Origin of the sequence: Paenibacillus lentimorbus NRRL B-30488, assembly GCF_000411595.1 — a bacterium.
Lineage (GTDB): Bacteria > Bacillota > Bacilli > Bacillales > Bacillaceae > Bacillus > Bacillus velezensis.
In genome coordinates this window covers 73196-99498 of sequence record NZ_ANAT01000032.1, presented here as the reverse complement: position 1 = coordinate 99498, position 26303 = coordinate 73196, and the positions used below count along the sequence as shown (strand labels likewise).

Below are 26303 nucleotides of genomic sequence, written 5' to 3'. Positions count from 1 at the left end.
TAGGAAAAGGCGGGATTTCAATGAAGAAGAAAACATGGGCTTTGCTGCTGTCTGCCGCGCTTTTGGCGGTCTTAACAGCATGCGGAAACGGAAAAGAAAGCGAAGGCGGCGATAACGTGCTGCATGTCGGCGCCACGGGACAAAGCTATCCGTTCGCATATAAAGAAAACGGCAAGCTGACAGGCTTTGACGTGGATGTCATGGAAGCCGTTGCGAAAAAAATCAACATGAAACTGGACTGGAAGCTGCTTGAATTCAGCGGACTGATGGGCGAGCTCCAGACCGGCAAACTCGACACCATTTCAAACCAGGTTGCTGTCACGGACGAACGCAAGAAGACGTATAACTTCACAGAACCGTATTCGTATGCGGGCACTCAAATCGTCGTCAAAAACGATAACAAAGACATCAAATCAGTCAATGATCTGAAAGGAAAAACAGTGGCGGCCGTTCTGGGCTCAAACCACGCGAAAAACCTTGAGAGCAAGGACCCGGATAAAAAAATCAACATAAAAACATATGAAACACAAGAAGGTACGCTGAAAGACGTGGCTTACGGACGGGTTGACGCCTATGTAAACAGCCGCAGCGTCCTGATCGCCCAGATCAAAAAGACCGGTCTGCCTCTGAAATTAGCAGGAGACCCGATTGTCTATGAAAAAGTCGCTTTCCCGTTTGCGAAAGATGCGGCTCACGATAAAATCCGCAAAAAAGTAAACAAAGCCATTGAAGACCTGCGGAAAGACGGCACGCTGAAAAAGCTGTCTGAAAAGTACTTTAACGAAGATATCACAAAGGAAGCAAAGCATTAAGAAACGGCGGTGAAATTCGAGAATGAACAGCATTGATTGGGGATTTATGTTTTCAGCTTTTCCCGCGTTAATTGAAGCCTTGCCGATCACATTACTAATGGCCGTCGCGGCCATGGTATTTGCCGTGATCGGCGGCCTTATATTAGCGCTTATCACAAAAAATCGTATTCCTGTGCTTCACCAGCTGTCAAAGGTGTATATTTCATTTTTCCGGGGCGTGCCGACGCTCGTGCAGCTTTTCTTAATTTATTACGGCCTGCCTCAGCTCTTTCCCGGAATGAGCAAGATGACGGCGTTAACTGCGGCGATTATCGGGCTAAGCCTGAAAAATGCCGCCTACTTGGCTGAAATCTTCCGCGCTGCGCTCAACTCAGTCGATGAGGGGCAGCTTGAAGCCTGTCTGTCTGTCGGAATGACAAAATCCCAGGCGTACAGACGGATCATTTTCCCGCAAGCCGTCAGAAACGCGCTTCCCGCGACGGGAAATACATTTATCGGCCTGTTAAAAGAAACATCGCTCGCCTTTACATTAGGAGTGATGGAGATGTTCGCCCAAGGAAAAATGTACGCATCAGGCAACCTCAAATATTTTGAGACGTATTTAGCCGTCGCGGTCATGTACTGGATTCTTACGATTATTTACAGTGTGCTGCAGGATCTGCTCGAACGGGCGATCAGCAAGCCTTATCGCACATAGGAGGAGGCTCAGGATGATACAAGTCAGACATATTCGAAAAGCATTTAAAGACCTTACCGTACTTGACGGGATCGATCTTGAGATCAAAAGCGGCGAAGTCACGGCCATCATCGGCCCGTCAGGCTCGGGAAAATCAACGCTCCTCCGCTGTCTGAATCTGCTGGAGCGCCCGGATGACGGCATCATTGAAATCGGCGATGCAAAGCTGAATGCAGCGTCCTATTCGCGCAAAGACGTACACAAGCTTCGCCAGCAGACGGCGATGGTGTTTCAGAATTACAACCTGTTCAAAAACAAAACCGCCCTGCAAAATGTGACAGAGGCGCTGATCACCGCGCAAAAGAAACCGAAAAAAGAAGCGGAACAGATCGGTATGGACCTGCTGCGGCAAGTCGGTTTAGAACACAAAGCGGACAGCTACCCGATTACGATGTCAGGCGGGCAGCAGCAGCGGATCGGGATTGCGAGAGCCTTGGCCGTTGATCCTCACGCGATTTTACTGGATGAACCGACTTCAGCCCTTGACCCTGAGCTTGTAGCCGGGGTGCTCCAAGTCATCAAATCAATCGCCGAAAAACAGACAACCATGATCATCGTCACGCATGAGATGGCTTTTGCGCGTGAAGTAGCCGACAAAGTTATTTTTATGGCGGACGGACGCATCATCGAACAGGGAACGCCGGAGGAGCTGTTTGACAATCCGCAGAACGAACGGACGAAAAAATTCATTAAGCAAGTGGGAGAGCCTGCCGAACTTGTCTAAGAAGGGAAGAAGAAGAAATGGCAAATGAAACGTATGAATCATTAAACAAACGTTTAATCAATATCCGCCGCGACCTTCATGAACACCCTGAGCTGTCAGGCGAGGAATTCGAAACGACGAATAAAATCCGCCGCTGGCTGGAGGAAGAAGGAATCACGGTTCTTGATGTGCCGAAACTTCAAACCGGAGTGATCGCTGAAATCAAAGGAGATAAAAGCGGCCCCGTCATCGCCGTCAGAGCGGACATCGACGCACTGCCGATCGAAGAGAAAACAAACCTTCCGTTTGCTTCGCGAAACAGCGGCGTGATGCACGCATGCGGCCATGATTTCCATACGGCATCTATTCTCGGCACGGCTTTCTTATTAAATGAGAGAAAGCATGAGCTGAAAGGAACGGTGCGGTTTATTTTTCAGCCCGCGGAAGAAATCGCCGCCGGAGCAAGACAGGTCTTTGAAGCCGGCGCGCTTGACGGTGTATCGGCGATATTCGGCATGCATAACAAACCTGACCTCCCCGTCGGCACGGTCGGTCTGAAAGAAGGCCCGCTGATGGCGAGTGTCGACCGCTTTGAAATCACCGTGAAAGGAAAAGGCGGCCACGCCGGAATCCCCGACAACAGCATTGACCCGATTCAGGCGGCAGGACAGATCATCGGCGGCCTGCAATCGGTTGTCAGCAGAAACATCAGCTCGCTTCACAATGCAGTCGTCAGCATCACAAGAGTTCAAGGCGGCAGCTCTTGGAATGTCATCCCGGACCATGTTGAAATGGAAGGCACCGTCCGGACGTTTCAAAAGGAAGCGCGTGACGCTGTTCCGAAACATATGAAGCGGGTTGCCGAAGGAATCGCGGCCGGATTCGGGGCAGAGGCTGACTTCCGCTGGTTTCCTTACCTGCCGTCAGTGATGAACGACGCCCGTTTCATACAGGCGGCGGAACAAACGGCTGAAGATCTCGGGCTTCAAACCGTTCGGGCAGAACAGTCGCCCGGCGGCGAAGACTTCGCGTTATATCAAGAAAAAATCCCCGGCTTCTTCGTCTGGATGGGAACAAACGGAACAGAAGAATGGCACCATCCCGCCTTCACACTCGACGAAAAAGCGCTCCCGAAAGCGGCTGAGTTTTTCGCCCGGCTTGCCGTCAATGTATTGGAGCAGACGGAATGAATACGGAAAATCTGACGGCCGGACTTGCTCAGGCCGTCATGTCGTCTGTACCGGAAACATCCGCCGAAGCGATGAAAGAAGCGCGCAAAGGACTGCTTGATTTTACAGCGGCGGCTTTTGCGGGGAGACGGGATAAAGGAGTTGAAAAGCTGGTAAAACTGGCCGAAGAAGAAGGCGGGGTGCCGATAGCGCCGCTTATCGGCAGAAATCAAAAAACCACGCCGTCCCAATCCGCGCTCATTAACGGATTCATCGCACATGCGCTTGATTTTGACGATGTTCATTCTGATGTAAGAGGACATCCGAGCGCGGTCATCCTTCCGGCTTTGATTGCAGCCGCATCAGCCGGCCGGATAGACAAGAGCCGTTTTCTCGGCGCTTATGTGACGGGAATCGAAGTGATGGCGCGGCTCGGCGAGTCAGCTGGAAGGCATCATTACGAGAAAGGCTGGCACAATACAGGAACGTTAGGTGCCATTGCGGCCGCATGCGCCGTCGGATTCGCGGAGAATCTGAATCAAACCCAATTGCAGAAAGCAATCGGGTTTGCGGCTGCCCGTTCCGGAGGCATGAGAGTGCAATTCGGGACAGAAATGAAGCCGCTCCACGCCGGACTGGCCGCCCAAGCCGGGTTGTTCGCCGTAAAGCTTGCAAAGGCCGGTTTCGGCGGCTCAGCTCATGCGCTTGACGGGGAGAAAGGTTTTTTCGGACTGTACGGCGATCTTGAACGGGCAGAAACCCTGCTTGTAAACGGGTGGGGAAACCCTTGGCGGATTGTGAGTCCGGGACTTTGGTTTAAGGTTTATCCGTTTTGCTCGGCGGCCCATCATGCGGCGGACGCCATTCTCAAGCTGAAGGCCGAACATGGTCTCACTTTCGGCCAAACGGAACGGATTGACGTGATTTATCCGCCGGGAGGGGACGCCGCATTGACAGAACGGCGTCCGAAAACAGGCGAAGCGGGACGGTTCAGCGTAGAATATGTGATCACCTTGGCTTTGCACGGTAAGGATTTTTCAGTTGAACATTTCACATCCGAGCCGATCCCGGAATCCCTTCAAAAAGGATTTGAGCGGATTCACCGCAGCTGCGATGACCAAATTCAGCCGGCTGACAACGCCGTTCCGAAGGGCCGTTTTACAATTGTACGGGTCACGGCTTCCGGCGGTCATATCTATGAAGCACGTATCGACTGTCCGAAGGGAGCGCCGGGAAACGGTCTTTCTGAAAAAGACATTCAAGACAAGCTCCGGCTCGCTTTGCCGGGGGAAGAGGAAAAGGCGGAAGAATTGATCAAAGCAGCCGGACAATCAAATATGGACCGTTATTTACAGCTGATATAAATAAAAAGAGCGAGGGGATGCAGCCCACGCTCTTTTTACGTTCACTTCTATTGAATAGGGGGATATAGGGTGCGCCCCCGTCTGCGCTGGCAGGGGCGCGGTATCAGGAAACGGCCGTGCCGTTTTCTTTGGCCGTGAAACTTCCTCTTGATAAGCGGATGTTGATATCAGACACTTTGGCAATTTGTTCGTCGTGCGTAACCATGATGACGCATTTGCCGTCTTTATGCGCCAGATCCTGAAAGAGCCGGACGATTTCCTTTGACGTATCCTCGTCGAGATTTCCCGTCGGCTCGTCCGCGCAAATCAAATCCGTGTCACAGCAGAAAGCCCGCGCAATTGAAACGCGCTGCTGCTGTCCGCCGCTTAATGTCAGCACCCGCTGACGGGCCTGCTGTTCGGTGATGCCGACTTTATCCAGCATGCTGAGCGCGGACGCATCTTTGTTGTTCTCCTTAGATCCGGTAATCTCCATCGCGGTTGTGACGTTCTGGAGCGCCGTCATATACGGGATCAGATGATAAGATTGAAAGACGATAGAGACATATTGATTTCTGAATTTGGTTAATCCGATTTTGGAGATGTCTTCTCCGTTATAAAGGATGCTTCCCTCTTTAGGTGTGTCAAGGCCGCCCGCCAGAGACAGAAACGTGGTTTTTCCCGTCCCGGAGGCGCCGGCAATTGTATAAAACTTCCCTTTTTCAAAGCTGATCGTTATATCCTGAAACAGCGGCTGGGATTTATCTTGGTACCAGTAGCCGGTCTGTTGAAAGGTTAATAGGCTCATTATGCTGCCTCCTCTTATTCCTGCTTGGTCAGGATCGTTTTAGGGTGAAGCCGCATGACTGATACAGACGGCAGTAATGTGGCGATGACGGCAATTGCGACGCCGATCCCGCCGAGAATCAGAAGGTCATTCAGCGAAACGTTTACCTGCATTGTACTGATGACATCTGCACCGGATGAATGCTGACCGAACATGCCGCCTCCCCGCGGCATTTCTCCTCCGCCCCAGCCGCTTGTTTGCTGCTGTGAATCATCGGCTGAGCTGACCTGCTGGGAAAGAAGCTGATTTCCGAGCTGATTCGCCACAAGGCTGCCCGTGACGGATGCGATCCCGATGGCGATAACCGCGACAATCAGAATTTCCGTTAAGAATTGTCCGATGAGCTTCCAGCGCTTTTCGCCGATCGCCATCAAGACACCCATTTCATACTTGCGTTCCCTGATCGACATCATCACGATCAATCCGAGAATGACCGCGCCCGCGATGGATACAAGGTACACCACGTTTTTAGAAAATGACGCGACATTTTCAATCGGGCCGACCATTTGCTGATACACCTGATCATTTGTCGTCAGCGTGTAGGTTTTATCATCTATAGATGTTTTTTTCGCAGCCGCAACGAATGAGCCAATATATTTTGCATCATCCATATAATAAACGGCTGAGCTGATTTTGTTTTTGTTATCAGACCCTTTTAACGCCGCAGCTGCGGTGTAAGGCGTATAGATTTTATTGTCAGGGTTTAAGAATGAAAAATGCTCTGCCTGATCGTCTCCTGATGATGTTGTTTTATAAATTCCCACAATTTTAAGCTTTGTACTCACAGAATCATCCGCTGCTGAGGAAACTGTAATGGAGCCTCCGACCTTCAGCTTGTTTTGATCTGCCAGCGTTTCATTGATCACGGCGACTTTTGCGTCCGCATCTGTTTTTGTGATGGCGCGGCCGTCAGTGATTTTTGAGCTCCCGCCTGTGAAATCATCAAGCAGCGCCGTAGAGAGCACGCCTTCGACCGAAATGTCCGCTGAAATCATCTGTCTTCCGCCGCCTTGAAAACGGCTTCCGCCGGAACTGTTATCGGCTGATTCGCCTGAGCTTTTTATCGCGTCAAAGCTTTCTGCGTTTGCTGACGCTGTCGTGAGGAAGTTGTAATTTTTAACGTGCTGTAAAGATGTAAGTTTCTTGGCATCCGAGACGGAAATCGGCGCTGATTCAAACGTCCTCTTTTCACCGTCTTTTTGCTGCTGCGACATTTGCTTTTGGCGGTCAGCCTGGAGTGTGACGCTCCCGCCGAGCTGCTGCCTTGCCAGTTCGCTTGATTTCTTTGCCGCTGACTGGATCGTAAGACCGGACAGGACAAAAATGCAAATCACTGAAAACACAACCAGCTGCAAAAACGTTTTTCCCTTTTTGCCTTCATGCTCCAAAAGGCTCTTTTTATAAAGTTCATGTCTGTTCCTCCGTGTGGGTGTCAGATCTTGTAAAACCAGCCTTCTTTAGGATCGGTTATCCGATATGTATATAGTAGGAGAAATGTATGAAAAAAATATGAACAAACTATTTCCGGGTGATGAAATAAAAACTAACAATTGTGAAACCCGAAAATATCCGGGTAAAATGGTGCTATTATAAGTAAAAGCGTCAAGATAAGCGGAGGAACCAATGAAGATATTAATGATAGAAGACAATATAAGCGTATGCACCATGACGGAAATGTTCTTTTTTAAAGAAGGATTTGAAGCAGAATTTGTCCATGACGGAGTGGAAGGCTATCAGCGGTTCACGGAAGAGGACTGGGATTTGGTCATTCTGGATATTATGCTTCCATCTATGGACGGAGTGACGATCTGTCGGAAAATAAGAGAGACGAGCAGTGTGCCGATTATTATGCTGACCGCAAAGGACACGGAGTCAGATCAGGTGATCGGGTTTGAAATGGGGGCCGACGACTATGTCACCAAGCCGTTCAGCCCGCTGACGCTAGTAGCGCGGATTAAAGCGGTGATCAGAAGATATCGGGCGACGGGGCAGGCCGTAAAAAGCGACGACTTGATCGAAACGGCGTGTTTTTCAATCAATAAGAAGACGCGGGAAGTGTTTCTGCACGGAAAGCCTGTCGAGAATCTGACGCCGAAGGAATTCGATCTGCTCTTTTATCTCGCACAAAATCCGCGCCAGGTCTTTTCGAGAGAGCAGCTGCTTGAGCAGGTGTGGGGCTATCAATTTTACGGCGATGAACGTACGGTTGATGTTCATATTAAACGGCTGCGCAAAAAACTGTCCAGTGAGGAAAAACCGTTTTTATACACGGTGTGGGGGGTAGGATACAAATTTGATGAGGATTAAATACTTATATCAGCTGCTGTTAAGCCATGTCAGCATTTTGATTTTGGCCTTTTTCATCATCATTTCCCTGTTTTCGCATTTTGTGAAAGATTTTGCGTATCAAAATAAAGTGGATGAGCTGTCTTCTTACGCCCGGCAGATCACAAGTGAGCTGAACGGACGCGATCTTGATCTGCGCCGCCTGTATCCGTATCAGGATATGTTAAAAACGCGCGAGACCAGGTTTATTATTTTTGATGAACATCAGCGGCCGTACTTTTTTCCTGACGATATGCCCCCGCGCGAGAAGCTGAAAAGTAAAGAGTGGCACTTGCTGAAGCAAGGGAAAACCGTTCAGATCAGAGCGGAGATGAACCGTTTTAATACGGAAGGCTTGGAAGTATCGCTTGTCGCAAAACCGCTGTTTATCAACGATCAATTTAAAGGCGCGGTGCTGCTCGTGTCTCCCGTCAGAGGGGTCGAGGAGATGATCAGCCAGGTCAACCGCTATATGATTTACGCGATCATCAGCACCCTTATCATCACGATTCTGCTGAGCTGGCTTTTATCTAAATTTCACGTCAAGCGGATTCAGACATTGCGGGATGCGACCGGAAAAGTGGCGTCCGGTGATTACGATATTTCGCTCAAGAACAGCGGCGGCGATGAAATCGGCATGCTGGCGTCCGATTTCAACACCATGGCCAAAAATCTGAAGCAATCGAGAGAGCAGATTGACCGCCTGGAAAAACGGAGGCGCCAATTTATCGCCGATGTCTCCCATGAGCTGAGAACGCCTTTGACGACCATTAACGGACTTGTGGAGGGGCTTAACAGCAACACCATCCCGGAAAAAGATAAAGAGAAATGCTTCTCTCTGATCAGCGAAGAAACGAAGCGGATGCTCAGGCTCGTGAAAGAAAACCTGGATTATGAAAAAATCAGATCCCAGCAAATCAAACTGGACAAGCTCAGTCTGCCGCTCATCGAGGTGTTTGAAATTATTAAAGAGCATCTCAATCAGCAGGCGGAGGAAAAACAAAATCAGCTGCGGATTCAGGCGGAGGACGGCGTCAAAGTGTTCGCCGATTATGACAGGCTGATCCAGATTCTCGTCAATATCACGAAAAACAGCATTCAATTTACGCAAAACGGAGACATCACGCTGCGCGGGTATGAAGGCTATAAAGAAACGGTGATTGAGATCGAAGACACCGGAATCGGCATCTCCAAAGAGGAAATTGAGCATATATGGGAGCGGTTTTATAAGGCGGACGTGTCCCGGACGAATACGGCATACGGCGAATACGGACTCGGCCTGTCCATCGTCAGGCAGCTCGTCGAAATGCACAAGGGCACGATAGATATTGACAGCGAAAAAGGAAAAGGCACGACCTTTACAATCCGCCTTCCGCTGAATACGAAACATGAATCATCTTGAAACCGGCAGTCCCGTCTGGCTGCCGGCTGTTTTATCTTCACTCGGAAAATTGCGCTCTGCCGAAACAAAGTTTGCGTGTTTTTCGGGATGGAAAGACACGGAAACGTGATAAAATAACTGGTAAACAGGTCTTGGATGGGGAGGGTGAAGGAATGAAGAGCGGGTTAATTCCTTCTTCAGCAGTCGGGCAGAAAATTAACGAGTGGTATCGATACATCAGAACATTCAGCGTGCCGGATGCGGAGATCTTGAAGGCCGAGATCAAACAAGAGCTTGACCGTATGGAGCCTGATTCAAACTTAGTGCTTTATTATTCCCTCATGGAATTTCGCCATCAGCTGATGCTGGACTACTTGGAGCCGCTGGAAAAACTGAAGATAGAAGACCAGCCGACCCTGTCGGAAATTCTTGATAACATTGATAACAGCCAGGCCGGCCTCAAAGGGCTTCTCGATTATTACGTCAACTTTTTCAAAGGCATGTTTGAATTTGATAAAAGAGAATTTATCTCAGCGATTACGTATTATAAACAAGCTGAGAAAAAACTGGCCTTCGTATCGGACCACGTGGAACGGGCGGAGTTTTATTTTAAAGTGGCCGAAGCTTATTATCATATGAAACAAACGTATTTTCTTTGATACATATAAAAAACGCTTATGAAATTTACGTAGAGCAGGACACATATAACGTCCGGATCATTCAATGCCATTTTGTATTCGGCGTCAATTTAATGGATGAAAGGCGCTTTGAACAGGCGGCCAAACATTTTCAGCACGCTCTGCAAATGGCCGAAAAAGAACAAAAAGCGCAGCTTGTCGGGAGGGCGCTGTATAACCTCGGACTGTGCTACTACAATCAGGACCGCATCGGCGAAGCGATTCCGTACTTTGAACGGGCGGTTGATACATTTGAATCACAAAGAATCGTCAATTCTCTTCCTCAAGCATATTTTCTAATCACACTCATTTACTTTAAACTCGGAAAAAAGAAAAAGCGTCGGAATATCACAAGCGGGGATATGAATATGCTAAAGAAACAGACGATCCCGTTTACACGGTAAAATTCGAATGGCTGCAGGCTCTGTATCAGGCGAAACCGGATGAGGAAAAAATCAGCGCATGTTTCCGTTACCTGGAAGATAAAAATTTATACGCCGATATAGAGGATTTAGCACTAGAAGCAGCTAAATATTACTATGAACAAAATTGCTTTAAGATTTCTTCTGACTATTTTCTGAAAGTCGAAGAGGCAAGGAAACAAATACAAAGGAGTGAGGGTTTGTATGAAATTGAAATCTAAATGGTTTGTTATTTGTTTAGCAGCCGCCGCGATTTTTACAGTGACAGGTGCAGGCCAGACAGATCAGGCTGAATTCCATGTAGCTGAAAGAGGAATGACGTGAGAAGAAAATAACCTGAACAAAGGAAAAGACTGCCCGGGAATGTTCCCGGCAGTCTTTTTTTTTGCGGGGCCGGACTTGGACAGCGGCGGAAAACAAAAGAAAACGCCGCAGGTCAAAACCCGCAGCGTCCTCATATAGACGGAGTGATGCTTAGAAACCGCCAACATAGGCAGTACCTACAATAACCAACAGGATAAATAAAACAACGATCAAAGCGAAAGAGCTGATTCCAGAATATCCTGACATGAGCTTCACCTCCATATTGTCTATACCATACAATATGTAAAAGAAGCTGCTTTGTAAGGGATATTAGTGGACAAGAGAAAAAAGAGGCGGTGTCCTATGAGAGTAAGACTCCGGCGAAAAACTCGTCATACAGCGCCCGCACCGCGTGTTTTTCCTGTTCTTCTTTCACCCCGAACATCATGCTGACTTCCGATGACCCCTGATTGATCATCTCGATGTTGACGCCGGCTTCGGACAGTGCTTTGGATGCCCTGGCGGTTGTGCCGACATTATGGCGCATCGCTTCCCCGACGACCATAATCAGCGCCAGATTGTGCCTGACTGTGACTTCATCTGCTTGAAGTTCCTGCTTCAGACGGGTGACGAGCCTGTGTTCCAGTTCTGAGTCCATCTGATTGTGCCGAAGGATGATCGTGATGTCGTCAATGCCGGATGGAACGTGTTCATACGTCAATCCTTCTTCCTCCAAAATGTGAAGGGCTTTGCGGCCGAAACCGATTTCCCGGTTCATTAAATATTTGCTTATGTAAATGCTGCAAAAGCCCGTGTCGCTTGCGATGCCGATGACTGGCCCGTTCGTATTGTCACGGCTGCTGACGACGCGCGTTCCTTTCGCATCCGGATTATTCGTATTCTTAATCTGAACGGGGATGCCGGCCCGAAATGCGGGAATCAGCGCTTCATCATGAAAAACGGAAAACCCGGCATAGGAGAGCTCACGCATTTCCCGATACGTCAGTTCGTTAATTTCTTTCGGATGCCGCACGATTGACGGGTTGACGGAATAGACGGCGTCCACATCAGTAAAGTTTTCGTACAGGTCGGCTTTTAAGCCGCTGGCGAGAATGGAGCCGGTAATATCAGAACCGCTCCGGGAAAACGTCACAATCTCATGCTCCTTCGTGTAACCGAAAAATCCCGGAAAAATGATCAAGCCTTCACGGTTTCTCAGACGGTACAAATGATCATAAGATTCAGGGAGCACCTGCGCGCTTCCGGGTTCATTCGTCACAAACAGCCCCGCTTCTTTCGGACTTACGTATTCCGCTTTCACGCCCTGCCGGCGGAAGTAGGCTGCGATCAGCTTCGCGTTGTTGTCCTCGCCGCTCGCTTTCACCGCATCCATATATTGTTCGGGATTGGTTTTGCTGCTGTTTAAGAGAGCGAATAGGTCACTGCGGATTCTTTCTATAATAGAGAAATCCAGGTTCAGATCACGCGCGATGGCGGCGTACCGTTCAATGACCGGTTCGGCAAGCTCAGGCGCTGCACCTTTTTGCAAATAATGCTCCGCACAGCTGATTAACAGATCCGTCACCTTTGTATCGTCCGAGAAGCGTTTTCCCGGCGCCGATACGACGACGGCTTTCCGCGAGGGGTCAGCCGTCACGATTTGAAACACTTTCTCAAGCTGGGCTCCTGACGCAAGAGAGCTGCCTCCGAATTTTACAACTTTCATGATTTACATCCCCTAATATTTAAATTTTCTCACAAATTTAATTTTTATTATCTCTCTTTCAAACATGTAAATCAAGGATTTTTTCTACGCAGGGAGAACATTTGTATTTTCGTGGAGGAATTTTACCGCAGTTTGTCAGATTTGTTTCCCTCAAGCGTGTCATCATGTGCAAAAAATGATAAGCAGCCAAATGAAGGTTATAGAAAATCCTGCAAATTCTTGATAGACTGATTGTAAGACAATTTAGTGTACGGCCCGCGGATGACCGCTTTTGAAAGCAAAACTGTATTGACTGCGCTTGGAAAGATGATAAGATTATAGTTGTCGTTGATAATGATAATCATTACGAGTGGGGATATATGGGAGTTGTTTGGCAATCAGTCATACCGTTTGTGATGGGTGCAGGGAGGCAGCATGAAGCTACGTTACTTACTTTTGCTACTGGCGGTTTTGGCGTGTACTTCTATATTTATCGGTGTAGAAGATTTGTCGCCGCTGGATATTTTTCATTTAAATAAAGAACAGGCAGGTACATTGTTTGACAGCCGGCTGCCGCGTTTGGTGAGCATTATCATCGCCGGCATGAGCCTGAGCATCTGCGGATTAATCATGCAGCAGATCAGCCGGAATAAATTTGTATCGCCGACGACTGCGGGAACGATGGACTGGGCAAGGCTCGGAATTTTGATTTCATTAATGCTTTTTACGTCAGCGAGTCCGCTTGTGAAAATGTCTATCGCTTTTATTTTCGCGTTGGCGGGAAATTTCCTTTTCATGAAAATCCTCGAGAGAATCAAGTTCAATGATGCGATTTTTATTCCTCTCGTCGGTTTAATGCTTGGGAATATCGTCAGCTCAATCGCCACGTTTATCGCATATAAATACGACCTGATCCAAAACCTGTCATCTTGGCTGCAGGGAGATTTCTCACTGGTTGTCAAAGGCAGGTATGAGCTTTTATATCTGAGTATCCCGCTGGTGATCATCGCTTATGTCTATGCGGATAAATTTACGGTGGCGGGAATGGGAGAGAGCTTTTCCGTCAATCTCGGCCTGAAATACAAACGCGTCGTCAATATCGGTCTGATTATCGTGTCTCTCATCGCTTCACTGGTGATCCTGACCGTCGGGATGCTGCCGTTTCTCGGTTTGATCATTCCCAATATGGTGTCGATTTACAAAGGGGACAACCTGAGGAGCAGCCTGCCTCACACCGCTCTCTTGGGCGCTGTTTTTGTGCTGTTTTGCGACATTTTGGGAAGGGTGATCATCTTCCCGTACGAAATTTCCATCGGCCTGATGGTCGGTGTTATCGGCAGCGGCATCTTCCTGTATATGCTGTTAAGGAGAAAAGCATATGAGTCATAATAAAAAAATTACGCTGCTGGCGGCGCTCGCCATGATATGTATCGGATTCTTTCTGTTCTACGGACTGGGCAATTGGGAATACTCCCTGCCGAGACGATGCTTCAAAGTGCTTGCCATGATGCTCACCGGAGGAGCGATCGCGTTTTCAACGGTCATCTTCCAGACGATTACAAATAACCGCATACTGACACCGGGCATTTTAGGCCTTGATTCCCTGTATATGCTCATTCAGACCGTCATCGTGTTCCTGTTCGGTTCAATGAATATCGTCATGATGAACAAAAATCTTAATTTCGTCATCTCCGTCGGGCTGATGGTGCTCTTGTCACTCGTTTTGTATCAGCTCATGTTTAAAGGCGAGGGGCGGAACGTGTTTTTCCTTCTGCTTGTCGGCGTCGTGTTCGGCACGCTGTTCAACAGTCTGTCATCCTTTATGCAGATGCTGATTGATCCGAATGAGTTCCAGGTTGTTCAGGACAAAATGTTTGCCAGCTTTAACAATATTAACACCGATCTTTTAGGATTTGCCGGTGCTGTCTTTCTTCTGACAGGCATTTATGTCTGGCGGTTCACGCGGTTTTTTGACGTGCTGTCGCTCGGCAGGGAGCACGCCGTCAACCTTGGGATTGATTACGATAAGCTTGTGAAACAGATGCTCATCGTCGTCGCCATTCTTGTGTCTGTCTCTACAGCTCTTGTCGGGCCGATTATGTTTTTAGGACTGCTTGTCGTCAATCTGGCGAGAGAGTTTTTAAAAACCTACAGGCACACGTATTTAATCGCGGGTTCCGTCCTGATCAGCATCGTCGCGCTCGTCGGGGGCCAGTTCGTCGTGGAGAAAGTGTTCACGTTTTCCACGACGCTGAGCGTCATCATTAATTTTGCCGGCGGGATTTATTTTATCTATCTGCTGTTAAAGGAGAATAAATCATGGTAGAGGTCAAAAATGTAAGCAAACAATACGGAGGGAAAGTCGTCCTTGAGAAAACGTCTCTATCCATCCAAAAGGGCAGGCTCACCTCGTTTATCGGTCCGAACGGCGCGGGAAAAAGCACGCTGCTGTCTATCATGAGCCGGCTGATTAAGACGGATTCCGGAGAAATCACGGTCGACGGGCAAGAGATCGGGTCCTGTAAAAGCAACGATCTGGCGAAAAAAATCAGCATCCTGAAGCAGACGAACCAAATCAATATCAGACTGACAATTAAAGACCTGGTCAGCTTCGGCAGATTTCCGTATTCCCAGGGGAAACTGACGGATGAAGATTGGGTGCATATCAATCAGGCCCTCAGTTATATGAAGCTGGATGACTTAAAGGATAAATACCTCGATCAGCTCAGCGGAGGCCAGTGTCAGAGGGCGTTTATCGCGATGATCATCGCTCAGGATACGGACTATATTTTTCTCGATGAGCCGCTGAACAATTTAGATATGAAGCATTCCGTTGAAATGATGAAGCTGTTGAAGCGGCTTGTGGAAGACTTCGGAAAAACGGTCGTCGTAGTGATTCACGATATCAACTTCGCATCCGTCTATTCAGACCATATTGTCGCACTGAAAAACGGCCGGATCGTCAAAGAAGGGCCGGCGGAGGAGATCATTGAAACCTCCGTGCTTGAAGATATTTATGATATGACCATCCCGATTCAAGAGATTGACAGTCAGCGGATCGGTGTGTACTTTTCTTAAAAACCAGATGAGGTGAAAGTCATGAAAAAATTCGCATTGCTATTCATTGCGCTAGTTACGATTTTTGTTGTTTCTGCATGCGGAAACGGGGACAAAACATCAGGCAAATCAAAAGAAACAATCACAATCAAAGATGATCTGAACAAAGAAGGAGTCAAAGTGCCGAAGAATCCGAAAAAAGTCGTCGTATTCAACTTCGGAATGCTGGATACGATGGATGAACTCGGTTTACAGGATCACGTGGCGGGACTTCCGAAACAAAACCTTCCAAAATATTTATCTTCATATAATAGTGATAAATACGCCAATACCGGCGGTTTAAAAGAACCGGATTTTGAAAAAGTCGCGGATATTGATCCGGATTTAATCATTATCGCCCACAGACAATCTGATTCTTATAAAGAGTTCTCGAAAATCGCGCCGACGATTTATCTTGATGATGACTATACAAACTACGTTGACAGATTCAAGCAAAACACCGAAGTGATCGGCAAAATCTTTAACAAAGAAAATGAAGTGAAAGATAAGCTTGCGAAAATTGACAAATCCATTGCCGATCTGAAGAAAAAGACAAGCAGCACGGATAAAAACGGATTAGTGGTGATGGCGAACGACGGCAAAATCAGCGCGTTCGGATCTAAATCAAGATACGGCTTCATTCATGATGTGTTCGGCGTCAAACCGGCTGACAAAAACATCGAAGCCTCACTGCACGGACAAAGCATTTCCTATGAATATATCGCCAAAACAAACCCTGATTACATGTTTGTCGTTGACCGCGGAACAGCGATCGGCACAAAATCTTCAACAAAACAAGTTGTTGAAAATGATTATGTAAAATCGGTGAAAGCCGTGAAAAACAACCATGTTGTCTACCTTGATTCAGCTACATGGTATTTATCAGGAGGCGGCCTGGAATCCATGGCGCAAATGGTGAAAGAAGTAAAAGACGGAATCGAGAAGTAAATTAAATTTTTATCTTTTTAAAAGGCTTGAGGCTGTCGGACTGCCCTGATCTGAGAGCATCTTTAAACAGCCAGCTGCCGACAGAAGATCGGCGACTGGCTGTTTTGTTGTAGAATTAATATTCAATAGTTACTCTGCAATGACTGTCGTAATGTTGAGATAGAATATTCAAACTTACTGATTTACTGGTTAATGAAATTATATAAAAGAATCAGTTAGAGGCTATTGGAATGCTAACTTCGACTGTTTTCTGATACTCTTGAGTTGGAATTTTTACATGTGTCAGGAATTAACCTTCCTACAGAATAGGCAGCGACCGTTAAAATAAGGAGTGGTTTCACAGTTAGTTCAATCTTTATGAAAAGAAACCTGTCTTGTTACAGTCCTAATCAGCAGGAATTTAAATAATATCGTAGGTATCTCATTCCTCTGTCTTTGTGAACACTACAAAAAGTCTTAATTAAGGGGCAACATTGAAACTCACGTGTTTAGCTCAATGTTCCTTTTTTTGGCTGCCTGTTTGTTGGTTTTTTCTGATAATCATGCTTAATCAAGAGATACCAAGATCCCGATACATGTTGTTGGCATCAATTCAGTTCCTCTTACTAATTCTGCGACTGTAGACGGTACTGTTCCCTCTCCCCATACTTCATACTTTTTTAGAACTTCAGTTTAACCTTTCCGAAGTTATTTCAGATTTCAGTTCCTTTGTTTGTAAATTATCCAAAAGGTATACTAGCTTATCCATCTGATAAGAGTGGATAGGAGCCCACGGATGCTTAATTATTTCATCCATGTTTTGAAATTTTCATGCTTGAATTTTAATTTGATTTTTAATCTTTTTAACAGGCGTGCTGATCGGCCATTCTTGTTGAATTTCTTTAAAGCATCATTGATCATTCTTATTTCATGAAAAATGCTACCAAAATTGTTTTAAATTCTCCGTTTTCAACTAGACGGCATTTTATTTGAGGAAAGCTTCAGGTGCATAATAGAGAAGATTTTTCTTAGTTATGGAAAAAATAAATGTTATTAAAGGCTAAAGGAGAGAAAAGAGAAAGATCAGACTTTTTAAGTTCAAGAATAATTATTAATAGTCCTGTTAAAAGGATAAGACGAGACCTTCAGAAGAAAGCATTAAATTAAACATAAAAGGTTTTTTTCTCTAACTAACTCTGCATATACAAAAAAATGTAGAATAATGTAGTTTTTTGTAAAAATATGAAAAAAAATGTAGTAATAAAAATGTTTAAAAGTGTTAAAATGTGTTATATAATCCAACTAAAGGGTTTTAATGGATTTTTAATTTTGTGAAATTTATTTACAGGAAGTATTGGGAGGCCTGTTTAGAATGAATTACCCGCATTTAGGAGTAGGTATGCTTGTCCATAATTCTGAAGTTTACATGGATTATCTTGAAAAATTGGGGGATGTATCCGAAGTCTATGAATTGTTACTTATTCAATACTTAAATGAACCAGATGAGTTAAACAAAATGGTTGATCGACTAGGGAAGCCTATTATTGCTCATACTACAAGGTTTTCTTTCGGAACAGATACACCTATGGATAGTAAGCTGTTAAATAGTATGAATGATATGATGCTCAGATGTAAAGCAAAATGGTGCGGGGATCACTTATGTTTTACAGGTGTTCCAGGCTTGGCAGCTGGTGGTTTACTTCCTCCTATTGGGAATGAGGAGTCTATTGATATCTTTGTTCGTAATATTCTTGAAGCTAAAAAGGTAATCAATACTCCGCTCCTGATTGAGAATGTTGTAGAGTATTTTCAGGCAGGAACAATAACACATGCGGAGATCCTGAAAGAAGTAGTTGAGAGGGCGGATATTGGAATAGTGCTCAGTATGGAGAATATCAGCAGTTCAAAAATGTATTCCGATTGTGATTATTACGAGTTTATTGACACTATTCCTTCTGACCGGATTGTTCAAATTCACTGTACCATAGGTAACAGTCAGCAACAAAAAGAGATGAAATCTGATATATTTGGCACGGTTTATGATAAACAGTTGATGCAGTATAAGGCTTTGGAGTATCTATCCAAAAAAAGCGGTGTACAACCAAAAGCGTTTATATGGGAGCTAGAAACTGAAACTGATTCTCATCCAGAAGTTGAAGAATTGCGTGAACGGATGAATTGGGCTAAATCATTGTTTTTCAAGAACAAAGAGGTGGTCTCGTAATGAGTACACTACAATTGCAAACCTTTCTAACTTGTTATATCAGGAATAATTCTTTACGGGAAAGAATGAAATCACAATCAACTGAGAATATTCTTTATGAATATGATCTATCAAAAGAAGAGTTAAAATTAATAGAGACCCTAGACTTTACTCAACTTAATCGGACTGCTGATCATTTGGAAGAGGAACGAAAAGGAAAGAGATGTGCTGATTTTTCGGAGTTTACTTCAGTCTTGCAGCAAGCAAATCTATTTGATTCATTCTTCAGCTCATTTACGCAGTCTTATACCGATGGGTTTCTCACATCAGAAATAGAGGCAGAACGCTTTTTAGAGCATGCTCATAAGTATATTAGTGATAATAGTTTACCCGATATTCTTGCAGATCTTGCCACATATTCATATCAAGTATTTAGAATATCTCAAGTTGAGATACAGGATGTATATAATAAAAATAAACTCAACTGGAATAAGCCTCTCTTTCTTAAACGACCATTTAGTAAAAAACTTTTTCTTATAACTTAATGGAAATTATTGATAACGAAAATATTAAAAAAATAGAAGATATAGAAACTATTCAAAAAAAGAGACAACATACTTATTTCAAAAAGATTACTCAAATTTGATTAGTTCAAATATTTTCGAAGTAGATGATTCTGTTTTCTTCAGACTAGTGGAGCAGAACTTAACTGGTTACGAAATTCTGAATAGGGCAAATTCCATTAATGAGAAGAGTAAATGGAGAGATTTAATTTCTGAGTTATATGATTTGGACATAGTCGGAACTACGGATTGAAAGTATTACTTGAAAGGGGGTGAAATCATGAAAAAAGTACAAGTGCGTAAAAATGACGGAAAAGTCGAAAAAAACAGCAATAATGGTAAGCAATAATCTGTAATAACAAAGAAATATGCGGGGGCTGTCCCCCGCATATTTTGTTTAGAATAACATTATGAAAAAAATAATGGTATATTTCAAGAGTTTTAAGGTATTTTACTGCTTATTTTAGTAGTTAATCGTGGGCCACAAAGGTAAGTGAAAGGGTAGTGCTATGACTAATCAATTAAATAAGTATAGCTTAACATGGGATTTGGATGCTTTCTTCTTAGGAGGAAGCTTATCTGAGGATTTTAAAATCTATATGAATCATATTAAAACTGATATAAAGAAATTTGAACTTCTAGTAAGTTCTTCTGAACTAAAAGAAAGTAGAGATCTCACAATTTGGAGAAATATTCTTGATATCTGGCAAGATTTATCATGTCGTTTAGGAGAAGCAGAGGCTTATATTAGTTGTTTGATTGCTCAGGATATGAGAGATAAAGAAGCCCGAAATCTAAAAATGAATTTTTCAGTAATTGAATCAGCTTTCAATGCAGCACTAGAAAAGCTAGATCAATTATTTCTGGAAATGAAAAAGTCTGATTGGGAAAAAATGATGAATGATGATTATTTTAAGCAAGTTTCTTTTCCTTTGAAGGAGAGAAGAGAAAAATAAAAGAGCTTTCATCTTTAGATAAAGAGAATCTAATCAAGGAACTGGCTATTGACGGCTATCATGCTTGGGGAGATTTGTATAGCAATATAATTAGTAAAATAACAATACCTTATACGATAAACGGAAGCAGCAAGCTTCTATCTGTTGGACAGGCAATGAATATATTAGACAGCTCTGATCGATCCATTCGCCAACAAATATTTCATTTATTAAATGATATTTGGGAGAGAGAGGAGGATCTTATAGGATCTATTCTAAATCATTTATGTGGATTCCGTCTTAATGTATATAATCAGCGGGGATGGTCAAATCCTGTTAAAGAATCATTGATTAATAATAGAATTTCTGAGGAAACCCTATTAACAATGTGGGATGTAATTAACAAAAATAAAAAGGTCTAATTCAATTTTTAGAACGCAAGGCGAAAATTATAGGAGTGGACAAGTTGGCTTGGTATGATGTATTTGCACCACTTGGTAAAACCAAAAGCCAAATGAGTTATGAAGATGCTGTAGACACCATAGTTAAAAAATTAGGGGAATTCGACATGGATTTATCAGTTTTTGCGGAAAAAGTGTTTCAAGAAAAATGGATAGAGGCTGAGGATCGTCCCGGAAAACGATCTGGAGCATTTTGTATATATTTTTCTGACAGTGCTCAATCACGTATTTTCACGACGTTTTCTGGTAGTTCATCGATTGTTAGTGTGCTTGCCCATGAAATAGGTCATGCATACCACCAATATACTATGCGTGACTTACCTAAATTGGTGCAAAACTGTGGATTATGCTTATCAGAAACAGCTTCAATGCTGACTGAACTTATTGTTACAGACTCCACAATTTGTGAAACTGTGAGTAAGGAACAAAAAATCTTACTTTTAGAAGAAAAAATAAGGCAGGCAGTATCTTGTTTGCTTGGTATACAAGCTCGCTTTCTTTTTGAGACAAGACTTAATAACGAGCGGAAAAAAGGGATAGTCAGTGCAAAACGGCTCAAAGAGCTAACTGTTCAGGCACAGCAGGATGCCTTTAGTGATTGTCTCTCTGAATACCACCCTTGGCTGTGGGCTTCTAGACTTCATTATTATATTACAGAAGTGCCTTTTTATAATTACCCATATACATTTGGATATTTATTCAGTATTGGGATTTATAAGAGATATTCAGAGAATAAAATAAATTTTTCGAATCAATTTATTGAATTGTTGAAGAGTACAGGAAGTATGACTGCGGAAGAGTTGGCTTTAAAATATTTAGGCGTTGATCTAACAGGCCCTGAGTTTTGGCAGGATGCAATCGAATTAATCAAGGATGATATCAATAACTTTCTAGAATTAACAGAATAGAAAAACAATGTAATAATTTCGAGGTTAACGTTAAAGGTGTGGTAATAAATGGATGAAAAAGGCTTGTTTAAAAAGAATTTAAATTTCCGATATATTTGGTTTGCGCAATCGGGCAGCACTTTAGGTGACTGGTTCAATCAGGTAGCTATCACACAAACAGTGCTAATGTTAACTAATTCTCCCGCAGCAGTAGGTATGTTATTGCTTTGTCGTTCTTTACCAGTTGTTTTTTTAGGACCTATTTTAAGTCCGCTCGTTGACAAATGGCCAAAAAAAGTAATCATGATTGCTACGGATATCCTCAGAGCTTTGCTTGTTTTAAGTTTTATAGGGGCTATTGTCTATAATAACGTATATGTGTTATATATTAATTCATTTTTGTTTGGTGTAATTAGTGTCTTATTTAATCCGACAAAACAAGCGTTGTTGCCACTAATTGTTAACAGAAAGGATTTGCCAGAAGCAAATGCATTTATGTCTAGTACAGATGCAATAGTTAATATCATTGGGGCTGTTTTAGGTGGTATTGTATCCACTGTATTTAGTCCAATAACGTGTTTTCTGGTTAATTCCTTGTCATTTCTTTGGTCGGCTTATTACGTTTTTAAAATAAAATATCAAGAAAATAAGAAATCTGATATTCAAAATCAGCCCTATATACAACTTTTAAAAGAAGGATTATTGGAAAGCAACCAGAACATCTTGATCCGTTATGTAATCTTAATTGGATTAACATGGGGATTGGTTGGTGGAGGATATTATATTCTAATTCCTTTTTTAGGTAACAACATTTACCATTTAGGTGCTGTAGGTATAGGCGCTTTATATGCTATAGACGGACTGGGTATTTTGTTAGGTACTTATATTGTAAAGAAAATAATTAAAAATAATTTTAAACGTGCACTATTTTCTTTTGGAATATCTTACTCAGTTCAATCCATGCTGTTTGTGCTTTTAACACACTCCACAGTGTTCTACTTAGGAAGTCTATTTTTATTTTTAATGAGAGTATGTGGGGGGGTCATTATTCCTCTAAGTAATTATTTTGTGCAAATGGGGACAACCGATGAGATCAGGGGAAGGGTCTTTTCATTATATAATTCAACCTATATGGGTGTAATGCAAATTTCATACTTTATTAGTGGTTATGCTTATGAGAAATATAGTGTGCCTATTGTCGGAGCAATAGGAGGCATGGTATCCATGTTATGCGGATTGATATGGTTATTACAAGTAATGAAGGGGAAATTTGAAGGATACCGGGAAAATAATAGGACTAGCCAAAAATTTATTGATTATTAAATTAACTCGAACTAATTTAGGAGGGGTAAATTTGAAACCTGATTATGTTGATAATCTCGAGGAAATGGAAAAGTTCTTTGATGAAAAAGCGAAAGATTGGGATGAATACGCGAAACACGATCCTTATAATCATTATTTTAAAGCTATTTCTTCTCATGTAAGTGAAACAAAAGAAAAGATTAGAATATTAGAACTTGGTTGCGGTACCGGGTTAACATTACACTCCATTTTAGATAAAGCCCCAAATGCAATAATAACTTGTATTGATTTATCAGAGAATATGCTGGAGGTGCTGAGTAAAAAATTTTCCGAGTATAGCTCACAAATTCAAATAAGACATGGATCGTTTTTTGAATTCCCATTTGGTAAAGAACAATTTAACTATATAATTTCTTCTCAAACATTTCACCACTTTACACCTAACACAAAAAAAGCATTATATGAAAAAATCTACTTATCTTTAGAAAGGGGCGGAAAGTATATTGAAGGGGACTTTTTAGTATCAATAGAAGAGGAGAAAGAGTCACTTAACGAGTACTATAAGTATGTAGCACCTCTTGAAGAAAAGGAAGAGGGAAAATATCATTTCAACATACCGTTAGCCTTAGAGACTCAAAAGCAATTACTATCGGATTCCGGATTTAAATGGGAAAACGATATATATTATGAAGACGAAACTGAATTAGCTGTATATACGGGATTAAAGGAATAGTATAAATGTCATAGACATAAAATAAAGAGGTGAAATTTATGTGTGGGATTTTTGGTTTTTTAAATAACTTTCATGGTGATAAACAAGATCTAATTACAAAACAGCATAATCTTATTAAGCATCGAGGTCCGGACGATTTTAAATATTTTATGAATTCAATAATAACTATGGGGTCAGTACGTCTGAGTATAACAGATATTGATAATGGGTCGCAACCCTTTCAGGATGATATGAAACAGGTTACATGCTTTTATAATGGAGAGATCTATAATTATAAAGAGCTTAAGAATGAATTAGAGGAAAAGGGATATCGCTTTAATACGAATTGTGATGGTGAGGTAATTCCGAGTTTATATTTAGAGTATGGAGAGAAATTTTTTGAAAAGCTGGATGGTATGTATTCTATATGTTTATTTGATAAAAAAAGTGAAGTCTTATTATTAGCTGTAGACCCGTATAGTATTAAATCGATCTATTATTATACAGATGGAGAACACTTTGCTTTTTCTTCAGAAATAAAGGCATTATCCGCTCTCCCGTTTACAAAATTTGAAATAGATGAGAAATTGATTTTTCAATACCTTTTCTACAAGGCTATTTTTCCACCTGAAACGATTTTCAAAAATATCTTCAAATTAAGACCAGGAACCTTTTTGAAGGTTACAAATGGGGTTTTAAGAGAAAACGAATACCATAAAAGCAAGCTTGATAGTCCCTCTCAAGAATCGTTGGAAGAAGCATTGGATAAAGCTCTAAATAAATCAATAAATGAAATGATACCAGAAGAAGTCAGTTATGGTTGCTTGTTAAGCGGTGGCCTTGATTCAAGTATTATAGTTTCTTATTTACATAAAAATAGATATAGTAACTTTAATATTTATAGTATTGGGTATTCAGGCCAGTTAGAAGATGATGAGCGAAAGTTTGCACAGAATCTTACTAAAAAATTAGGATTAACTTTGAATGAAGTTATTCTAAAGCCAGAAGAAATTCCCCTTTTGTTAAATAAGGTTATTTACAGTTTAGAAGAACCAATACAAGATCCTATTACAATACCAACATATAAAGTTATAAAAGAAGCAAGCAAAAAAAATCGAGTACTGCTAACAGGAGACGGGTCAGACGAATTATTTGGAGGTTATTCACGGTATAAATCTATGTTAAAAAATGGATTAAGTGGATATCGTGATTCTATAGGTACTATGACTAAAAGTCAATTTATGAATTTTTTTAAATTAAATCATTGGTTTAATGATGGGTACTCAATATTAAAAAATGATACAAAGTTAGAAGACCTAATGGAATTGGAACAAGTGACCAGACTCCCAGCATATCATTTAGTCAGATTAGATAAACTATCTATGTCCCATAGTATTGAAGCGAGAGTTCCTTTTCTTAGAAATAATATCGCCAATTTGGCTAGACTATCTAGAAAGTTTAAAGATTTTATTACATTAGATAACGAAAAGATTTTTTTGAAAAATGCTGTTCGAAATACAGTTCCAAAAAATATTGTTTCAAGACGGAAAAAGCCTTTCACATTACCTATAAACATATGGATTAAAAATGAGCTTTTTGATTTTGTTGAGTCAATTTTATCTTCCGGTAATGCTTATCATTTATCCTTCTGTGATAAAAAGTCAATCGATCTTCTCTTAAAAGAGCATAGAGAAGGGCTAATAGATCATTCTCATATCATATGGAGCTTAGTAATATTAGAAAATTTTATTCAGTTTACAAAAGATTTAAATTTGAATAAAGCTGCTATTGAAAAAGGAACAATTCTTCTGAGGTGACATAATGGTATTGTTGAAAATCAGTAATAAAATTATTAAGGGTATAGTAAAAAGTGGAGAGAGCCTTATATGCGTTTTAATGGTAGATAAATTGTTGATAAAGGAGAAGTTGGTACAAAATAGTTATGAGTACTGTAACCAAATCATTGAACATTTAGGTGGAAAGGTAAATAAAGTAGCTATTATCTACCCTAGCTTAAAGAAAGATTTAGATTGTGAATGTTTATTTCTTCAATATATACCTCAGTTAAACTCATTTGATATTAGTGGAAATTGCGGTAATGCTATAGTGGCTGCTGCAGTTTATTATATGAATAAAAAGCAAACAAGGAATATTGAAGCTTTAATAGTTGAAAATATTAATACAAATAAACGAATTAAAGTCATGCTTCAAAATTTTGCAGAAGATTTTTTTGAAGTGGAAGTCACTTTTTTTGATCCTGAAGGATCTATAACATCAACTTCGCTTCCAACTGGTAATATAATTGATAAAATTCATGTGAATAATAAAGAATATTTAGCCAGTATTGTTGATACAGGCAACCCTTATATATTTATTGAACGGAGTCAGCTGGATTTAAGTATATCGGAATTCAAAGATCCAAATCTAAAAATTTATAGAGAGTTTGAATTAATAAGGCATAAGGCCAAGTGTTTAATTGGTTTAAATGAAAATTCAGTATTCCCAAAGTTTTCAATTGTCAATAAAGTGGCTATGAACAATTCTATTGAAGCAAGAATGATTTCTGTTCCAACATGGCATAAGGCTTTTGCATTAACTGGGCTGGCCTGTTTAATTAAGGCGGTATTAATATCAGGTAGTGTTGTCAACCAGAATATTTCAATCGATGATGCTAGTAAAGAGATTACAGTTTATTTTATCAACAAAAAAAAATGAAAGTGAAATATCAATGCATTAATCAAAATATTTCAACAATTTGTATTTCACAAACAGTTAAGGTTCTTAAAGGAGGATT

The 26303-nt window shown here is 42.2% G+C and carries 24 protein-coding genes and 2 pseudogenes; 22 read left to right on the top strand and 4 right to left on the bottom strand.

Going from position 1 to position 26303, the window contains the following annotated elements; genetic code table 11:
- Positions 1-20 precede the first annotated feature (20 nt).
- Genes D368_RS16410 through D368_RS16390 form a run of 5 tightly spaced genes read left to right on the top strand, consistent with a single transcriptional unit; the run spans position 21 to position 4784 of the window.
- Positions 21-812 carry an amino acid ABC transporter substrate-binding protein gene (locus D368_RS16410; protein ID WP_025853766.1) on the top strand — a complete coding sequence of 264 codons (792 nt, stop codon included), beginning with the start codon at positions 21-23 and terminating at the stop codon, positions 810-812.
- A 22-nt stretch (positions 813-834) separates the two neighbouring features.
- Positions 835-1509, top strand: a complete 675-nt coding sequence (locus D368_RS16405) for an amino acid ABC transporter permease (RefSeq protein ID WP_003156350.1) — start codon at positions 835-837, stop codon at positions 1507-1509.
- A gap of 13 nt (positions 1510-1522) precedes the next feature.
- Positions 1523-2272, top strand: a complete 750-nt coding sequence (locus tag D368_RS16400; protein WP_003156349.1) for an amino acid ABC transporter ATP-binding protein — start codon at positions 1523-1525, stop codon at positions 2270-2272.
- A gap of 17 nt (positions 2273-2289) precedes the next feature.
- On the top strand, positions 2290-3441 hold the full coding sequence (locus tag D368_RS16395; protein ID WP_101562694.1) for a M20 peptidase aminoacylase family protein: 1152 nt from the start codon (positions 2290-2292) through the stop codon (positions 3439-3441).
- The gene (locus D368_RS16390) at positions 3438-4784 is read left to right on the top strand and encodes an MmgE/PrpD family protein (RefSeq protein WP_101562695.1); all 1347 of its coding nucleotides are present in this window, start codon (positions 3438-3440) and stop codon (positions 4782-4784) included. The genes D368_RS16395 and D368_RS16390 overlap by 4 nt, the downstream gene beginning before the upstream one ends.
- Before the next feature lie 103 nt (positions 4785-4887).
- Here the strand turns inward: D368_RS16390 and D368_RS16385 are convergent, their stop codons facing one another.
- Positions 4888-5571 (bottom strand): ABC transporter ATP-binding protein, encoded by a 684-nt coding sequence (locus D368_RS16385; RefSeq protein WP_070081357.1) that lies wholly within the window; start codon positions 5569-5571, stop codon positions 4888-4890.
- 14 nt (positions 5572-5585) lie between these two features.
- Positions 5586-7021 (bottom strand): annotated as a pseudogene (locus D368_RS16380) (ABC transporter permease).
- Positions 7022-7233: 212 nt separating this feature from the next.
- On the opposite strand from D368_RS16380, the gene yclJ reads away from it, so the two are divergent.
- From yclJ to phrC, 5 genes and pseudogenes are all read left to right on the top strand, one after another.
- Positions 7234-7917 (top strand): two-component system response regulator YclJ, encoded by a 684-nt coding sequence (gene yclJ, locus D368_RS16375; protein WP_007410267.1) that lies wholly within the window; start codon positions 7234-7236, stop codon positions 7915-7917.
- Positions 7907-9337, top strand: a complete 1431-nt coding sequence (gene yclK / locus D368_RS16370; RefSeq protein WP_128574986.1) for a two-component system sensor histidine kinase YclK — start codon at positions 7907-7909, stop codon at positions 9335-9337. The genes yclJ and yclK overlap by 11 nt, the downstream gene beginning before the upstream one ends.
- Positions 9324-9446 (top strand): hypothetical protein, encoded by a 123-nt coding sequence (locus tag D368_RS20295; RefSeq protein WP_003156337.1) that lies wholly within the window; start codon positions 9324-9326, stop codon positions 9444-9446. The genes yclK and D368_RS20295 overlap by 14 nt, the downstream gene beginning before the upstream one ends.
- A gap of 43 nt (positions 9447-9489) precedes the next feature.
- Positions 9490-10636 (top strand): annotated as a pseudogene (locus D368_RS16365) (response regulator aspartate phosphatase).
- A complete protein-coding gene (gene phrC, locus D368_RS16360) occupies positions 10620-10739 on the top strand; it encodes a phosphatase RapC inhibitor PhrC (RefSeq protein WP_003156334.1) in 120 nt (39 codons plus the stop codon). The pseudogene D368_RS16365 and the gene phrC overlap by 17 nt, the downstream one beginning before the upstream one ends.
- Positions 10740-10889: 150 nt before the next feature.
- On the opposite strand, the gene D368_RS16355 is transcribed toward phrC, so the two are convergent.
- A complete protein-coding gene (locus D368_RS16355; protein ID WP_369719092.1) occupies positions 10890-11000 on the bottom strand; it encodes a YjcZ family sporulation protein in 111 nt (36 codons plus the stop codon).
- A gap of 79 nt (positions 11001-11079) precedes the next feature.
- Entirely contained in the window at positions 11080-12444 is a 1365-nt protein-coding gene (locus D368_RS16350) for an aspartate kinase (protein WP_101562697.1), read from the bottom strand.
- Positions 12445-12858: 414 nt separating this feature from the next.
- Between D368_RS16350 and D368_RS16345 the strand changes: the two genes are divergently transcribed.
- The 12 genes from D368_RS16345 (at position 12859) to D368_RS16290 (ending at position 26224) form a co-directional block, all read left to right on the top strand.
- On the top strand, positions 12859-13812 hold the full coding sequence (locus D368_RS16345) for an ABC transporter permease (protein ID WP_003156332.1): 954 nt from the start codon (positions 12859-12861) through the stop codon (positions 13810-13812).
- A complete protein-coding gene (locus tag D368_RS16340; protein WP_007410274.1) occupies positions 13802-14749 on the top strand; it encodes an iron chelate uptake ABC transporter family permease subunit in 948 nt (315 codons plus the stop codon). Before D368_RS16345 ends, D368_RS16340 begins: the two co-directional genes overlap by 11 nt.
- Complete coding sequence (locus D368_RS16335; protein WP_071392129.1) at positions 14743-15501, top strand: iron ABC transporter ATP-binding protein; 759 nt, start codon at positions 14743-14745, stop codon at positions 15499-15501. The genes D368_RS16340 and D368_RS16335 overlap by 7 nt, the downstream gene beginning before the upstream one ends.
- Before the next feature lie 21 nt (positions 15502-15522).
- Positions 15523-16467 carry a siderophore ABC transporter substrate-binding protein gene (locus D368_RS16330; protein WP_003156329.1) on the top strand — a complete coding sequence of 315 codons (945 nt, stop codon included), beginning with the start codon at positions 15523-15525 and terminating at the stop codon, positions 16465-16467.
- Between the two features lie 1351 nt (positions 16468-17818).
- Positions 17819-18670, top strand: coding sequence for a multinuclear nonheme iron-dependent oxidase (locus D368_RS16325; protein WP_101562699.1), 852 nt, complete (start codon positions 17819-17821; stop codon positions 18668-18670).
- On the top strand, positions 18670-19194 hold the full coding sequence (locus tag D368_RS16320; RefSeq protein WP_128574985.1) for a hypothetical protein: 525 nt from the start codon (positions 18670-18672) through the stop codon (positions 19192-19194). The genes D368_RS16325 and D368_RS16320 overlap by 1 nt, the downstream gene beginning before the upstream one ends.
- 527 nt (positions 19195-19721) lie before the next feature.
- Positions 19722-20168: a gluzincin family metallopeptidase gene (locus D368_RS16315; RefSeq protein WP_128574984.1), complete on the top strand. Its 447-nt coding sequence runs from the start codon at positions 19722-19724 to the stop codon at positions 20166-20168.
- Between the two features lie 400 nt (positions 20169-20568).
- Complete coding sequence (locus D368_RS16310) at positions 20569-21516, top strand: M3 family metallopeptidase (protein ID WP_486129279.1); 948 nt, start codon at positions 20569-20571, stop codon at positions 21514-21516.
- A 48-nt stretch (positions 21517-21564) separates the two neighbouring features.
- Positions 21565-22818 carry an MFS transporter gene (locus tag D368_RS16305; RefSeq protein ID WP_101562702.1) on the top strand — a complete coding sequence of 418 codons (1254 nt, stop codon included), beginning with the start codon at positions 21565-21567 and terminating at the stop codon, positions 22816-22818.
- A 31-nt stretch (positions 22819-22849) separates the two neighbouring features.
- Positions 22850-23530 (top strand): class I SAM-dependent methyltransferase, encoded by a 681-nt coding sequence (locus D368_RS16300; protein ID WP_101562703.1) that lies wholly within the window; start codon positions 22850-22852, stop codon positions 23528-23530.
- A gap of 38 nt (positions 23531-23568) precedes the next feature.
- Positions 23569-25326 (top strand): asparagine synthase (glutamine-hydrolyzing), encoded by a 1758-nt coding sequence (asnB, locus tag D368_RS16295; RefSeq protein WP_101562704.1) that lies wholly within the window; start codon positions 23569-23571, stop codon positions 25324-25326.
- Between the two features lie 4 nt (positions 25327-25330).
- The gene (locus tag D368_RS16290; RefSeq protein ID WP_128574982.1) at positions 25331-26224 is read left to right on the top strand and encodes a PrpF domain-containing protein; all 894 of its coding nucleotides are present in this window, start codon (positions 25331-25333) and stop codon (positions 26222-26224) included.
- The last annotated feature ends 79 nt before the right edge of the window (positions 26225-26303 follow it).